This is a genomic window from Bacillus cereus group sp. Bce041, assembly GCF_052646455.1.
In genome coordinates this window covers 129,000-142,981 of sequence record NZ_JBQXON010000009.1, presented here as the reverse complement: position 1 = coordinate 142,981, position 13,982 = coordinate 129,000, and the positions used below count along the sequence as shown (strand labels likewise).

Below are 13,982 nucleotides of genomic sequence, written 5' to 3'. Positions count from 1 at the left end.
AATGCGGTTTTGAAAACGGATTCATAATTGTGTTGTACAGTTGGTTGTAAGGAGAGGGGAAACTATGGCAGAACAGACAGTCCGTGTAACCGTCGATGGTAAAGAATTTTCTGCATCAGGTGAAAAGACGATACTACAATTATTTAACGAGAGTAATTTGGAACATCCTCAAATTTGTCATGTACCAGAAGTAGATCCAATTCAAACTTGTGATACGTGTATTGTAGAAGTAAATGGAAAGTTATTGCGTGCTTGTTCAACGAAATTAGAGAACGGTATGCATATCGAAAGACAGTCCCAGCGTGCAAAAGAGGCACAGACTGAGGCAATGGATCGAATATTAGAGAATCATCTACTGTATTGTACCGTTTGTGATAATAATAATGGTAACTGTAAAGTCCACAATACAGTACATATGATGGGAATTGAGGAACAGAAATATCCGTATGAGCCAAAAGTAAGTGCGTGTGAAGTGGATATGTCACATCCGTTTTATCGATATGATCCAAATCAATGTATTGCTTGTGGACAGTGTGTAGAAGTATGTCAAAACTTACAAGTGAATGAAACTATATCGATAGACTGGAGCTTAGACCGTCCACGTGTTATATGGGACAATGGTGTAAGTATAAATGACTCATCTTGTGTAAGTTGCGGGCAATGTGTAACAGTATGTCCATGTAATGCGTTGATGGAGAAATCAATGTTAGGTGAAGCTGGATTCATGACAGGATTGAAACCGGATGTGTTAGATCCGATGATTGATTTTGTAAAGGATGTAGAGCCGGGATATAGTAGTATTTTAGCAGTTTCAGAAGTAGAGGCTGCGATGCGTAAGGCGAAAGTGAATAAAACAAAAACAGTTTGTACATTTTGTGGTGTAGGTTGTTCATTTGAAGTATGGACGAAAGACCGCCACATTTTGAAAGTGCAGCCTGTTTCAGATGCGCCGGTTAACGGTATTTCCACATGTGTAAAAGGCAAATTTGGATGGGATTTTGTAAACAGTGAAGATCGTATTACAAAGCCATTAATTCGCCAAGGGGATATGTTTGTTGAAGCTTCATGGGAAGAGGCTCTTGAAGTTGTTGCATCCAATATGCAGCATATTAAATCAGAATATGGAAGTGATGCATTTGGGTTTATTTCTTCTTCGAAAGTAACGAATGAAGAAAATTATCTTATGCAAAAACTAGCCCGTCAAATATATGGAACGAATAATGTAGACAACTGTTCCCGTTATTGTCAATCTCCAGCAACAGACGGTTTATTTAAAACTGTCGGTATGGGCGGGGACGCTGGAACAGTGAAAGATATTGCGGAAGCAGGCCTTGTCATTATCGTTGGAGCAAATCCGACAGAAGGACATCCTGTACTTGCAACGCGTGTAAAACGTGCTCATAAATTACATGACCAAAAATTAATTGTGGCGGATCTTCGTAAACATGAAATGGCAGAGCGTGCGGATTTATTTATTCATCCGCGCCAAGGAACTGATTACGTATGGCTCGCTGGTATTACGAAATATATTATTGATCAAGATTGGCACGATAAAAAGTTCATAGCTGAAAATGTGAAGAATTTTGATGAATATAGCAAAATGGTAGAAAAGTATACGCTTGATTATACAGAAGAAATTACAGGGATTTCGAAAGAAAATCTGAAAGAAATGGCACGTATGGTATATGAAGCAGATGGTACTTGTGTACTTTGGGGAATGGGTGTAACTCAAAATACTGGAGGAAGTACAACTTCAGCAGCAATTTCAAATCTATTGCTTGTTACAGGTAACTATCGTCGTCCTGGTGCAGGAGCATACCCATTACGCGGACATAATAACGTACAAGGCGCTTGTGATATGGCAACATTACCAAACTGGCTTCCAGGTTACCAAGCGGTTTCAGATGATGCACTCCGTGCGAAATTTGAAAAAGCATACGGTACTACAATTCCGAAAGCACCAGGCTTAAATAATATTGCAATGTTACTTGCGGCAGATGAAGGAAAACTGCGTGGTATGTATGTTATGGGTGAAGAAATGGCTTTAGTAGATTCGAATGCCAACCATGTACAACATATTTTAGCGAATTTAGATTTTCTTGTTGTTCAAGATATGTTCTTATCGAAAACAGCTCGTTTTGCTGATGTTATTTTACCGGCAGCACCAAGCTTAGAAAAAGAGGGAACATTTACGAATACAGAGCGCCGTATTCAAAGATTATATGAAGTATTGAAGCCGCTTGGTGATTCAAAGCCAGACTGGTGGATTTTACAAAAAGTAGCTCGTGCGCTTGGCGGGGACTGGAATTATGAAAGTCCAAGTGAAATCATGGATGAAATTGCATCGCTTGCACCTTTATATTCTCAGGCAACATACGATCGTTTAGAAGGATGGAATAGTTTATGTTGGGGTAGCCATGATGGTAGCGATACACCGCTATTATATGTGGACGGATTTAACTTCCCGGATAAACTAGCTCGTCTATCATTAGATGAATGGGTACCACCAGTTGTAGCGCCAGATGAGTATGATTTACTTTTAAATAATGGTCGTATGTTAGAACATTTCCACGAAGGGAATATGACGAATAAATCGGCTGGTATTTTATCTAAAGTATCTGAAGTGTTCGTTGAAATCTCACCTGAACTTGCCCTAGAGCGCAATGTGAAAGATGGTGGCCTTGTAGAATTAGCATCACCATTTGGGAAAATTAAAGTACAGGCACTTGTTACAGATCGTGTAACGGGGAAAGAGCTATATTTACCGATGCATGCAACGGTAAATGAAGAGGCAATCAATATTTTAACTGGAACGGCGACAGATCTTTATACGTGTACACCAGCGTACAAACAAACGATGGTAAAGATGCGTGTACTACGTGAAAAAGGGAATCGTCCGTTACCATCTTCAAACCCGAGAGATAAAAAGCGTAATCCGCAAAACGGTGTTGAAATCCAGCAAAAATGGCAAAGAAAACAATACGTATCACTTGTGGACTAGGGGGCGGAGAGAGTGGCGAAAGAAATTACTGTAATTAAAAAGAAAGTTGTAACAGAGGAAGAACAGAAACAGCAAGTAGCAGATGAACTTCTAAATGAGCTATCTAATAATCGTGAAGCAGTAGAAGAAACGATGCAGCTTTTAGCACAGTTGCAGAAGGCTGGTATATTAGATGCGGCAATTAGTTTACTTGCTGCGAAGGAAGATGTTTCAAAAATCGCTGTGGAGCAATTAAATCGTGAATCCGTTAAAAATGCGTTAAATAATATGATGGGGGCAGGAGAAGCGTTATCTTCAGTTGACCCAGAAATAACGAAGCAAATTACGTCAAGTTTAGTTACAGGATTGCAATTTGCAACAGATGAATTAAATAGTGGTAAAAAAACAAAAGTGATGGATTTCTTTAAAGTATTAAAAGATCCAGATATCAATAGAGCTATTACATTCGGTTTTAGCTTCTTGAAAGCATTTGGACAAGGGCTAGAGAAAAAATAGAATAAATGAAAAAGTGATGGGAAGTAGCCATCACTTTTTTCATTATATGTATAAGTGTGTTCATGTTAAGCGGAATATATTATTATTAAAAAGATGGATTAGAACTGGAAATATGGAATCCATCTCAAATACCGTTTTAGAATTTGGAGGAATATATGCAACACCGTAAAAAACTATCTATACCAGGAGTAATGAGACATTCCTTTCAAACAGTTAAATTTGCCTTTTGGAATGTATTAACTTTTCAACTTGCTTATAAATTATTAGCAGCGATTGTGTTTGTTCCGCTATTTGGAATCATTTTTAATAAGTTATTGTATTTTGGTGGTTATGCAAATGCGACAAATGATGAATTATTAGCGTTTTTAAAGACGCCTTATGGCATCTTAGCAATCGTAATTTTATCATTGTTAGCACTGTTTCTTATCTTTACAGAATTTGCGGTGCTTATTATTATTTCGTATTTCGCTCATAAAAGACAGAAGGTGAAATTACGTCCGATTTTATATAAAACGGTAACGTATTTACCTACTCTTTTCACATATTGCTTACCAGGATTTATTTTATATGCTGTCGTATTGTTGCCTCTTTTAAATATGGGATATGAAACGGCATTAATCCCGCAAATTCAAATTCCTAACTTTATTACAGGAGAGCTGTTTAAGACAACGATGGGACAAGTTGGTTATTACACGTTCTTTGCTGTAGTCGCGTATTTGAATCTTAGATGGATTTTCGTTCTACCTATTGTTGTTTTAGAGCAAAAACCATTTCGTGTGGCAGCACGTAAAAGTGCAACTTTAGTAAAGGAAAGCTTTTTTAAAGTACTATTCTTTTTAGTAGGATTTTTTATTTCAATTGGAATTGTATATGTCATGTTTTTGGGAATGTATTTATTGTGCCTATGGGGTATTTATGAATTTACAAGCCCGAAAGGAACATTTGCATTATTAGCTGAATCAACGATTTCTGTATTTTTAACGAGCACATTGTATTTATTCAGCTTTATTGTGACGCCATTTTATATTATGGCGATTACGCGATTATACTTACAAAAGGTACCGGTTGAAGATGTTTTATTAGAAGAAGGATTAGATTATTCGAAAACGAAAGCAGATAAATGCTTTTTCCAAAAACATCGTTGGAAATTCATTGGCGTATACATTGTAGGGATTATTACTGCGGGAATGGTCGTTGCCTTCATTGTAACGTTTATTTCAAATTCGTATAAAGAACCGATTATTATGGCGCACCGCGGGTATATATCAAAAGGCGTAGAAAATACGAAAGAAGCTGTACAAGGTGCTATTGATGCAAAAGCAGACTACGCTGAAATAGATGTATTACAAACGAAAGACGGTGAGCTAGCGGTTATACATGATTTGAAGCTGAAACGTCTCGCAAATGCCAATGTACATGTGTCAGATTTAACGATGGCTGAGTTAAGGCAGCTTACCCTTAGTCAAGATGGACTTTCAGGACAAATAAGTACACTTGATGAAATCATTAAGCTAGCAAATGGCAAAATCAAACTTAATATAGAAGTGAAGCTTCATGGGGGCGAAAAAGATTTTGTAAACAAAGTCTTAAAAACGATTAAAGATAATGAATTTGAGAAGCAATGTGTAATTCAAACGTTACACTATCCACTTATTAAAGAGTTTAAGCGTGCAAATCCAGATATAAAAGTAGGGTATATACTGTATGCAAGTAGAGCTAACTTAAAGAATGTGAAGGCTGACTTTTACGTAGCAGAAGAATATATGTTAAATAAGAAATTAGTAAAAGAAGCAAGGAAGTTAAACAAACCAATTTACGTATGGACAGTAAATGATATGGAAAATTTAAAGGCATATTATAAGTTAAACGTAGATGGTATTATAACCGATTACCCTGAAGATGCACGTGAAACAATTAAGATGTTAAAAGAGCAAGAAGCGGAAGAAAGTGATCTGTTTGATAAAATTACTGAAACGACAGATGATTTATTTTCTAAGTTATTTATAAGTTACCCAGCTGCTAGCTAAATGCTAGCAGCTGTTTTTTTGTGAAAAGAATATATCTCTAAAGTATTGAGTAAAGTAATAACTGTATATGTATACGTTATTGCTTAGGTTTCTTACATTGTTAAATTATTGTCAAATAATAAATGATTGCTGTTTATTTTGAAGCGGTATAATAAAAATAGAGTGAAAGATAATGGAATGACACGAAACCCCTAATAGAATCAATGTTTTATATATTTACACTATTCTAAATATAAAAACTTTAGGAAAATGATATGTTAGCGTTTTCATAACTTTTAAGTTATGCTAGAATAAGGACATAAGTTATTAATTATTACAAAAAGAAAAAAGAATCTCTTTTTTCTGTTAATTATAAGGGGGCATTTCATTATGCGTATTGGGGTACCAGCAGAAATTAAAAACAACGAAAACCGTGTGGCAATGACACCAGCAGGTGTTGTACATTTAATTCGTAACAATCACGAAGTATTCATTCAAAAGGGTGCAGGTTTAGGGTCTGGTTTCACAGATGCTCAGTATGTTGAAGCGGGAGCAAAAATTGTTGATACAGCTGAAGAAGCTTGGAATATGGAAATGGTTATGAAAGTTAAGGAACCAATTGAAAGCGAATACAAACACTTCAGTGAAGGCTTAATCTTGTTCACATACTTACACTTAGCTCCGGAGCCAGAATTAACAAAAGCTTTAATCGAGAAAAAAGTTGTTTCTATCGCATATGAAACAGTACAATTAGAAAACCGTTCATTACCATTACTTGCACCTATGAGTGAAGTAGCTGGTCGTATGGCTGCACAAATTGGTGCACAATTCCTTGAGAAAAACAAAGGCGGTAAAGGTATCTTACTTGCAGGTGTTCCAGGGGTTAAACGTGGTAAAGTAACAATCATCGGTGGTGGACAAGCTGGTACAAATGCTGCTAAAATTGCAGTTGGACTAGGTGCGGATGTAACAATCATCGACTTAAGTGCAGAACGTCTTCGTCAATTAGATGACATTTTCGGAAACCAAGTAAAAACTTTAATGTCTAATCCTTACAATATTGCAGAAGCTGTTAAAGAGTCTGATCTTGTAATCGGTGCAGTATTAATCCCAGGTGCAAAAGCTCCAAAACTTGTAACAGAAGAAATGATTAAATCAATGGAACCAGGTTCTGTTGTTGTAGATATCGCGATTGACCAAGGTGGTATTTTCGAAACAACTGACCGTATTACAACTCATGATAACCCAACTTACGAAAAACACGGCGTTGTTCATTATGCAGTTGCAAACATGCCAGGTGCGGTTCCACGTACATCAACTCTTGCATTAACAAACGTAACAGTACCATATGCAGTACAAATTGCTAACAAAGGCTACAAAGAAGCTTGCCTAGGCAACTCTGCATTACTAAAAGGTATTAACACATTAGATGGCTATGTAACATTCGAAGCAGTTGCAGAAGCTCACGGTGTAGAGTACAAAGGTGCTAAAGAATTATTAGAAGCAGAAACAGTATCTTGCTAATAGAAGCATTATACAAAACAAAATCGAACAATATATAAAACAACATGATAAGAGCTAAGAGTGAAGATCTCTTAGCTCTTCTTGGCAAAAGGGGGCATACATCGTGGCCAACCTATTTAAAAAGAAATCCGTTACGCAATTGTTAGGGGAAAGTAAAAGTAAAACTTTGACGAAAACGCTAGGGGCATTTGACCTAACAATGCTAGGGATTGGTGCGATAATTGGTACAGGAGTTCTAGTATTAACTGGATTAGTAGCAGCAAGAGATGCTGGTCCAGCAGTTATTTTTTCATTCATGATTGCAGCCATCGTTTGTGGATTTGCAGCATTATGTTACGCAGAGGTTGCTTCTACACTTCCTGTTTCAGGTAGTGTGTACACATACTCATATGCAACAATTGGTGAGTTTGTAGCTCATTTAATGGGATGGACATTACTATCCGTATATGTTGTAACGACTGCCGCAGTAGCTGGCGGATGGACTGGTTACTTCCATAACTTAGTGAGTGGATTAGGGCTTGAAATTCCAAAAGCACTGCTAACGATTCCATCTCAAGGTGGTATGGTGAATTTACCAGCAGTTATCGTTACATTAGTTATAACTTGGTTATTATCAAGAGGTACGAAAGAAAGTAAACGCGTGAATAACATAATGGTATTAATTAAAATTGGTATCGTTGTTTTATTCATTGCAGTTGGTGTATTCTACGTGAAACCAGAAAACTGGATACCATTTGCACCATACGGTTTAAGTGGAGTTTTCGCGGGGGGAGCAGCAGTATTCTTTGCTTTCTTAGGATTTGATGCATTAGCAACTTCTGCTGAAGAGGTAAAAAATCCGCAACGTGATCTACCGATTGGTATTATCGCTTCGTTAGTCATTTGTACAATCATTTATGTTGTAGTTTGTCTCGTTATGACGGGTATGGTTTCTTATAAAGAATTAGATGTACCAGAAGCTATGGCATATGTGTTAGAAGTTGTAGGACAAGATAAAGTAGCAGGTGTAATCGCAATTGGAGCTGTAATTGGTATTATGGCAGTAATTTTTGCTTACATTTATGCAACGACACGTGTATTCTTTGCGATGAGCCGTGACGGTTTATTGCCAGAATCTTTCGCGAAAATTAATAAAAAGACAGAAGCGCCAACATTTACAGTTTGGTTAACAGGAATTGGTAGTGCTTTAATTGCTGGATTTATCGATTTAAAAGAATTGTCGAATTTAGCGAATATTGGAGCGTTGTTAACATTTGCGATGGTTGGTGTGTCAGTTATTATTCTTCGTAAAACACATCCAAAATTACAACGTGGATTTATGGTACCACTTGTACCGATCTTGCCGATTATTTCGATTGCATGTTGTCTATTCTTAATGGTAAATCTACCATTAAAAACATGGATGTACTTCGGTGCTTGGTTAGCAATTGGAGTAGTTGTATACTTTGTTTATTCGAAAAAACATAGTCATTTAAAAGACGATGGAAGTTCGCAGGATAATTTAGAACAAGCTAATTAAAAGCTTAATTAAAAGGGATATAAGTATAGTAAGCCTTGTGCGTCTAGGGAGCGCGCAAGGCTTTTTCTTTTGTTGAAATAAAGGGAATGTATATTACTTGTTGAATTTTTATGTCGGAATATGAAAAAAGGGTGGGAGCAAAATGGAAGAAACAAAAGTTGTAGTTGGAGCAGAGGGTTATAATAATAACCCTGGTTGGTTACATACGAATGAAGAAGAATTAAATTTATTACGGAGAGAAACTTGGCTTGATAAATTTCAACCTAATTCTTTATCAGTAATTTTGGCAGAACATGTATGGGAGCATTTATCATATGAAGAAGGAATTGAAGCTGCAAAAATTTGTTATGAGTTTTTAATGGAGAATGGATATATTCGTTGTGCAGTACCAGATGCATTTTTTCCAGATGAAGAATATCAGCAAGGGGTACAAGTAGGTGGACCTGGTCCATTAGATCATCCTGCAGCAAGCCATAAAATTGTTCATAACTATAAAACAATCACGTCCATGTTTGAATCAGCAGGTTTTCAAGTGAGGCTCTTAGAATACTGTGATGAGAATGGTAAGTTTCACTATAATGATTGGAATGAGAAAGATGGATTTATTTATCGTTCGAAACGTTTTGACCATAGAAATCGGGATAATCGGTTAGGATTTGTTTCTTTAATTGTGGATGCGGTGAAAATGAAAAGTAAGTAAAAAGGGGTGTGCGAATTGTGCATCCTTTTTTGTATGAGAATATAGAGGATGCGAAAAATATGTATATGACTTATTAAAATGTGAACGGAATGTTCATAAAAAAAATTCAGATTTCATTGACACATATGAGTAGGCGCTCATATAATAAGAGTATAAGATATATGAATGATTGTTCATATGTTCAATTAAAGAGGTGAGCTATAATGGCTGGAAATAAAGTAGAAACACCACAAGAGACATGTTCTCAAACGATAATTCATGAAGAAGTTGTAGAGCAAGTAAAACAAACAATTCCAACTGATGAAAGTTTAAGTAAAGTAGCAGAACTATTTAAAGTATTAGGTGACCGTACACGTACGAGAATATTACATGCGCTATTTGAAGCTGAAATGTGCGTTTGTGATTTAGCTTATTTATTAGGAATGACACAATCATCTATTTCGCATCAGCTTCGTGTGTTAAAGCAAGCGAAACTTGTGAAGAATCGTAAAGAAGGAAAGGTTGTTTATTATTCGTTAGCTGACCAGCACGTAATTCATATCTTCGAGCAAGCGTTTGAACACGTAAACGAAGAAGAATAAAAAGAACGCGAGGAGGGAGAACGATGGCTGAAGCGTTAGTGAAAAAGAAACTGATGTTAGAAGGTTTAGATTGTGCGAATTGTGCAATGAAAATTGAAAAAGGTGTTGGGAATATAGAAGGAGTAAATTCTTGCTCTGTAAACTTTGCAACAAAGACAATGATTTTAGAAACGGCACAAAACAAAGAAAACGAAGTTGTTACGGAAGCAAAACAACTCGTTACAAAATTAGAACCGCATATTAAAGTGCAAGAAGAACAAAAAAATAAAATTGCTAAAGAAGTATTTATATTAGAAGGTTTAGATTGCGCGAACTGTGCAATGAAAATTGAAAATAAAGTTAAGGAAATGCCAGCTGTCTCAGAAGCAACTGTTGATTTCGTATCGAAGAAACTACGAGTAGAAGTTGCGAATAAAAGAGAACTAGAAGCGACTGTAGCAAATATAACAAATGTCGTTCAAAAGTTAGAGCCAGACGTGAAAGTTGTTCGTGAAGAGAAGAACGGTCATGACCACGGGCATAGTCATGATCATGGTGAAGCAAATGTGAAAAAGATGGTAGGGAGATTAGTGGTCGGCGGAATTTTGACAGCAATTGCTGCATTAGCGGGCTTACCACAAATGGTAACAATTCCGTTATTCGTCCTTGCTTATTTATTAATAGGTGGAGATATCGTTTGGAGAGCGGTAAGAAACATAACTCGTGGCCAAGTATTTGATGAAAACTTCTTAATGGCAATTGCAACTGTAGGAGCTTTTGCAATTCAACAATACTCAGAAGCTGTAGCAGTAATGCTATTTTATCAAGTAGGAGAACTATTCCAAAGCATTGCGGTAAACCGCTCTCGAAAATCAATTACTTCATTAATGGATATTCGTCCTGATTATGCGAATGTAAAGGTTGGAAATGAAACGAAACAAGTATCACCAGAAGATGTACAAATTGGCGATTATATTATCGTTAAGCCAGGTGAGAAAGTGCCGTTAGACGGAAAAGTAATTGAAGGAACATCAATGGTAGATACTTCAGCATTAACAGGTGAATCTGTACCACGTGAAGTTGAAGTTGGAAATGATGTATTAAGTGGCTTTGTGAACCAAAACGGTGTGTTGACAATTGAAGTTACAAAAGAATTCGGTGAATCAACTGTATCGAAAATTTTAGATTTAGTTCAAAATGCAAGCAGTAAAAAAGCACCAACGGAAAACTTTATTACGAAGTTTGCACGTTACTACACTCCAGTTGTAGTTATTACAGCGGCAATCATGGCGTTTATTCCACCACTTATTTTAGAAGGAGCTACATTCTCTGAGTGGATTTATAGAGCTTTAGTGTTCTTAGTAATCTCTTGTCCATGTGCGTTAGTTGTATCCATTCCTCTTGGATTCTTTGGAGGTATTGGTGGTGCATCTAAAAGTGGTGTGTTAGTAAAAGGTAGTAACTATTTAGAAGCTTTAAATGATGTGAAATATATTGTTTTTGACAAAACAGGAACATTAACAAAAGGTGTTTTCAAAGTTACAAAAATGGAACCGAGCGAAGGTACTACAAGTGAAGAGTTATTAGAGTATGCGGCATTTGCTGAAGTATATTCTAACCATCCAATTGCCCAATCTATTCGAAAGGCATATGGAAAATCAATTGATGAAAAAATAATCGATGATTATAACGAAATTTCTGGTCACGGTACAGTCGTAAAAGTACAAGGAAAAGAAATTTTTGCAGGTAATGCAAAATTAATGAGAAAAGAAAATATTGAATTTAAGCAACCAGAAACAGTAGGTACATTAGTTCACGTTGCTGTAGATGGAAGATATGCAGGTTATATTGTTATCTCTGATGAGGTAAAAGAGGATTCGAAACAAGCGATTCAAAAGTTAAAAGAACTAGGTATTAAAAAGACAGTAATGTTAACTGGTGATGCAAAACCAGTTGGTGAAGCTGTTGGTAAAGAATTAGGCTTAGATGAAGTTCATGCGGAATTACTACCGCAACAAAAAGTAGAAGAGATTGAAAAAATTGATGCAGCGAAGCACGGAAAAGAAAAAATTGCCTTCGTTGGTGACGGTATTAACGATACACCAGTATTAGCCCGTGCAGACGTTGGTATTGCGATGGGTGGTTTAGGGTCAGATGCAGCAATTGAAGCGGCAGACATCGTTATTATGACTGATGAGCCTTCAAAAATTGCGACAGCTGTAAAAATTGCAAAACGCACAAGAAGTATAGTGTGGCAAAATATCATCTTTGCTCTAGGTGTAAAAGGGATCGTTTTATTACTTGGTGCCTTTGGTATTGCAACAATGTGGGAAGCTGTTTTCTCAGATGTTGGTGTGACACTACTTGCAGTGTTAAATGCAATGCGTGTATTACGAGTGAAAGATTTATAAAAAAGAGGACGCGAACCGCGTCCTCTTTTTTATTGGTGATTTTGTTGAAATTGACTCAATAAAATAATATCAAATATTATTTTACTTTAAAATAGTATAATATTAAAATTTACAAATAAAATACATTCGTCTTATTATTTTAATATATTTTTTACAAATATCCATATAGTATTGAAAAAACAGAGAAGGGGAAACTTCTCTGTTTACTTTTGTATGTTTTTTTCAACTTGTTCTCGAACTGTTTGAATGTAATTCATTTTATGATCCCAGCACTCTTGGCTTAAATCGACAGGGTATTCTTCAGGGTTTAAAGTTCGCATATATTCTTCCCAAAATAGAGAGAGGCTCTGTTCATTATATTTTTGAATATCTAATATACTTGGTAGTTCATATGTTCTTTCACCGTTAACGAAAATGTCTTTATGCAGTTCACGGGCTTCAAAGTTTGTTACGAATTTACTTATATATGTGTGAACTGGATGGAACATTTTTAAGCGCTCTTCTTTTCCTGGTTCTTCAGAATCTAACGCAATATAATCGCCTTCTGCATGATCGTTAACCCGATTGATAATACGATAAATTCGTTTCAGTCCTGGAGTGGTAATTTTTTCAGGGTTAGATGAAATTTTAATTGTATCATTTAATTTTCCGTCAGTATCTTCAATCGCAACGAGTTTGTAAACAGCCCCCAATGCAGGTTGCTCAAAGGACGTAATTAATTTCGTTCCAACGCCCCATACGTCAATTTTTGCTCCTTGAGATTTAAGGTGCATAATTGTGTATTCATCTAAATCGCTAGAAGCGATAATTTTTGTATTTGTAAACCCTGCTTCATCTAGTAGTTTTCGTGCCTTTTTCGATAAATAAGCCATATCACCACTATCAAGACGTATGCCATAGAAATCAATACGATCCCCAAATTCTTTTGCAACACGAATCGCATTTGGAACACCAGATTTCAATGTGTCATATGTATCAACGAGAAAGACGCACTTTTTATGAGTTTCAGCGTATTTTTTAAACGCGACGTATTCATCGCGATATGCTTGAACGAAAGAGTGAGCGTGTGTGCCAGCTACAGGAATCCCAAAGCGTTTCCCAGCACGAACGTTGCTTGTAGAGGAGAAACCACCAATAAAGGCAGCACGCGTCCCCCAAAGGGCAGCATCGAACTCATGGGCACGTCTTGTGCCGAACTCTAAAAGCTCATCATTACTTGCAGCATGTTTCATACGTGCTGCTTTTGTGGCAATTAATGTTTGGTAATTCACAATATTTAAGAGGGCAGTCTCAATAATTTGTGCTTCACCAAGTGGTGCATCAACACGTAATAAAGGCTCGTTATTAAATACAACTTCACCTTCTTGCATACTGCGAATCGTCCCAGTGAATTTCATATTTTGTAAATAATGAAGGAATTCTTCTTCGAATTGTAATTCTGCTAAGTAAGCGATATCGCTTTCAGTAAAACTGAAATTTTCTATGTACTCTACAATTTTCTCAAGGCCAGCAAAAACAGCGTAGCCGTTCTCAAATGGAAGCTTTCGAAAATATAAATCAAAAACAGAACGGCGATTATGAATACCATCTTTCCAATATGTATAAGCCATGTTGATTTGATATAGGTCTGTATGTAAGGCATAACTATCGTCTTTATAATGAGTCATCGCGAGAACACCTCCATAATTTGGTTATAGTATACCAATTTTTCACCATTCGTAGCAAAGAAGAGATATTGATGTGAAGTCAAGAGAGAAAAAAATGAA

General features: G+C 36.4%; 9 protein-coding genes. 8 read left to right on the top strand and 1 reads right to left on the bottom strand.

Going from position 1 to position 13,982, the window contains the following annotated elements; genetic code table 11:
• Positions 1 to 64: 64 nt before the first annotated feature.
• From fdhF to ACUN13_RS23405, 8 genes are all read left to right on the top strand, one after another.
• Positions 65 to 3,001, top strand: coding sequence for a formate dehydrogenase subunit alpha (fdhF, locus tag ACUN13_RS23440; RefSeq protein WP_088345254.1), 2,937 nt, complete (start codon positions 65 to 67; stop codon positions 2,999 to 3,001).
• A gap of 12 nt (positions 3,002 to 3,013) precedes the next feature.
• On the top strand, positions 3,014 to 3,496 hold the full coding sequence (locus ACUN13_RS23435) for a DUF1641 domain-containing protein (RefSeq protein WP_088345255.1): 483 nt from the start codon (positions 3,014 to 3,016) through the stop codon (positions 3,494 to 3,496).
• A 155-nt stretch (positions 3,497 to 3,651) separates the two neighbouring features.
• A complete protein-coding gene (locus ACUN13_RS23430; protein ID WP_001164714.1) occupies positions 3,652 to 5,523 on the top strand; it encodes a glycerophosphoryl diester phosphodiesterase membrane domain-containing protein in 1,872 nt (623 codons plus the stop codon).
• 369 nt (positions 5,524 to 5,892) lie between these two features.
• Positions 5,893 to 7,026, top strand: coding sequence for an alanine dehydrogenase (ald, locus tag ACUN13_RS23425; RefSeq protein ID WP_001219742.1), 1,134 nt, complete (start codon positions 5,893 to 5,895; stop codon positions 7,024 to 7,026).
• 103 nt (positions 7,027 to 7,129) lie between these two features.
• Positions 7,130 to 8,545 (top strand): amino acid permease, encoded by a 1,416-nt coding sequence (locus tag ACUN13_RS23420; protein ID WP_001284893.1) that lies wholly within the window; start codon positions 7,130 to 7,132, stop codon positions 8,543 to 8,545.
• Positions 8,546 to 8,687: 142 nt separating this feature from the next.
• Positions 8,688 to 9,245, top strand: a complete 558-nt coding sequence (locus tag ACUN13_RS23415; RefSeq protein ID WP_061456762.1) for a class I SAM-dependent methyltransferase — start codon at positions 8,688 to 8,690, stop codon at positions 9,243 to 9,245.
• Positions 9,246 to 9,448: 203 nt separating this feature from the next.
• Positions 9,449 to 9,826: an ArsR/SmtB family transcription factor gene (locus ACUN13_RS23410; protein WP_000918378.1), complete on the top strand. Its 378-nt coding sequence runs from the start codon at positions 9,449 to 9,451 to the stop codon at positions 9,824 to 9,826.
• Between the two features lie 23 nt (positions 9,827 to 9,849).
• On the top strand, positions 9,850 to 12,216 hold the full coding sequence (locus ACUN13_RS23405; protein WP_000796569.1) for a heavy metal translocating P-type ATPase: 2,367 nt from the start codon (positions 9,850 to 9,852) through the stop codon (positions 12,214 to 12,216).
• Positions 12,217 to 12,419: 203 nt separating this feature from the next.
• Here ACUN13_RS23405 and ACUN13_RS23400 read toward each other — a convergent pair whose 3' ends face one another.
• A complete protein-coding gene (locus ACUN13_RS23400) occupies positions 12,420 to 13,883 on the bottom strand; it encodes a nicotinate phosphoribosyltransferase (protein WP_000150184.1) in 1,464 nt (487 codons plus the stop codon).
• Positions 13,884 to 13,982 lie beyond the last annotated feature (99 nt).

Excerpts from the sequence above, each read along its gene's own strand:
- fdhF (WP_088345254.1), top strand. The coding sequence starts at position 65 with ATGGCAGAACAGACAGTCCGTGTAACCGTCGATGGTAAAGAATTTTCT.
- ACUN13_RS23430 (WP_001164714.1), top strand. The coding sequence starts at position 3,652 with ATGCAACACCGTAAAAAACTATCTATACCAGGAGTAATGAGACATTCC.
- ald (WP_001219742.1), top strand. The coding sequence starts at position 5,893 with ATGCGTATTGGGGTACCAGCAGAAATTAAAAACAACGAAAACCGTGTG.
- ACUN13_RS23415 (WP_061456762.1), top strand. The coding sequence starts at position 8,688 with ATGGAAGAAACAAAAGTTGTAGTTGGAGCAGAGGGTTATAATAATAAC.
- ACUN13_RS23410 (WP_000918378.1), top strand. The coding sequence starts at position 9,449 with ATGGCTGGAAATAAAGTAGAAACACCACAAGAGACATGTTCTCAAACG.
- ACUN13_RS23405 (WP_000796569.1), top strand. The coding sequence starts at position 9,850 with ATGGCTGAAGCGTTAGTGAAAAAGAAACTGATGTTAGAAGGTTTAGAT.
- ACUN13_RS23400 (WP_000150184.1), bottom strand. The coding sequence starts at position 13,883 with ATGACTCATTATAAAGACGATAGTTATGCCTTACATACAGACCTATAT.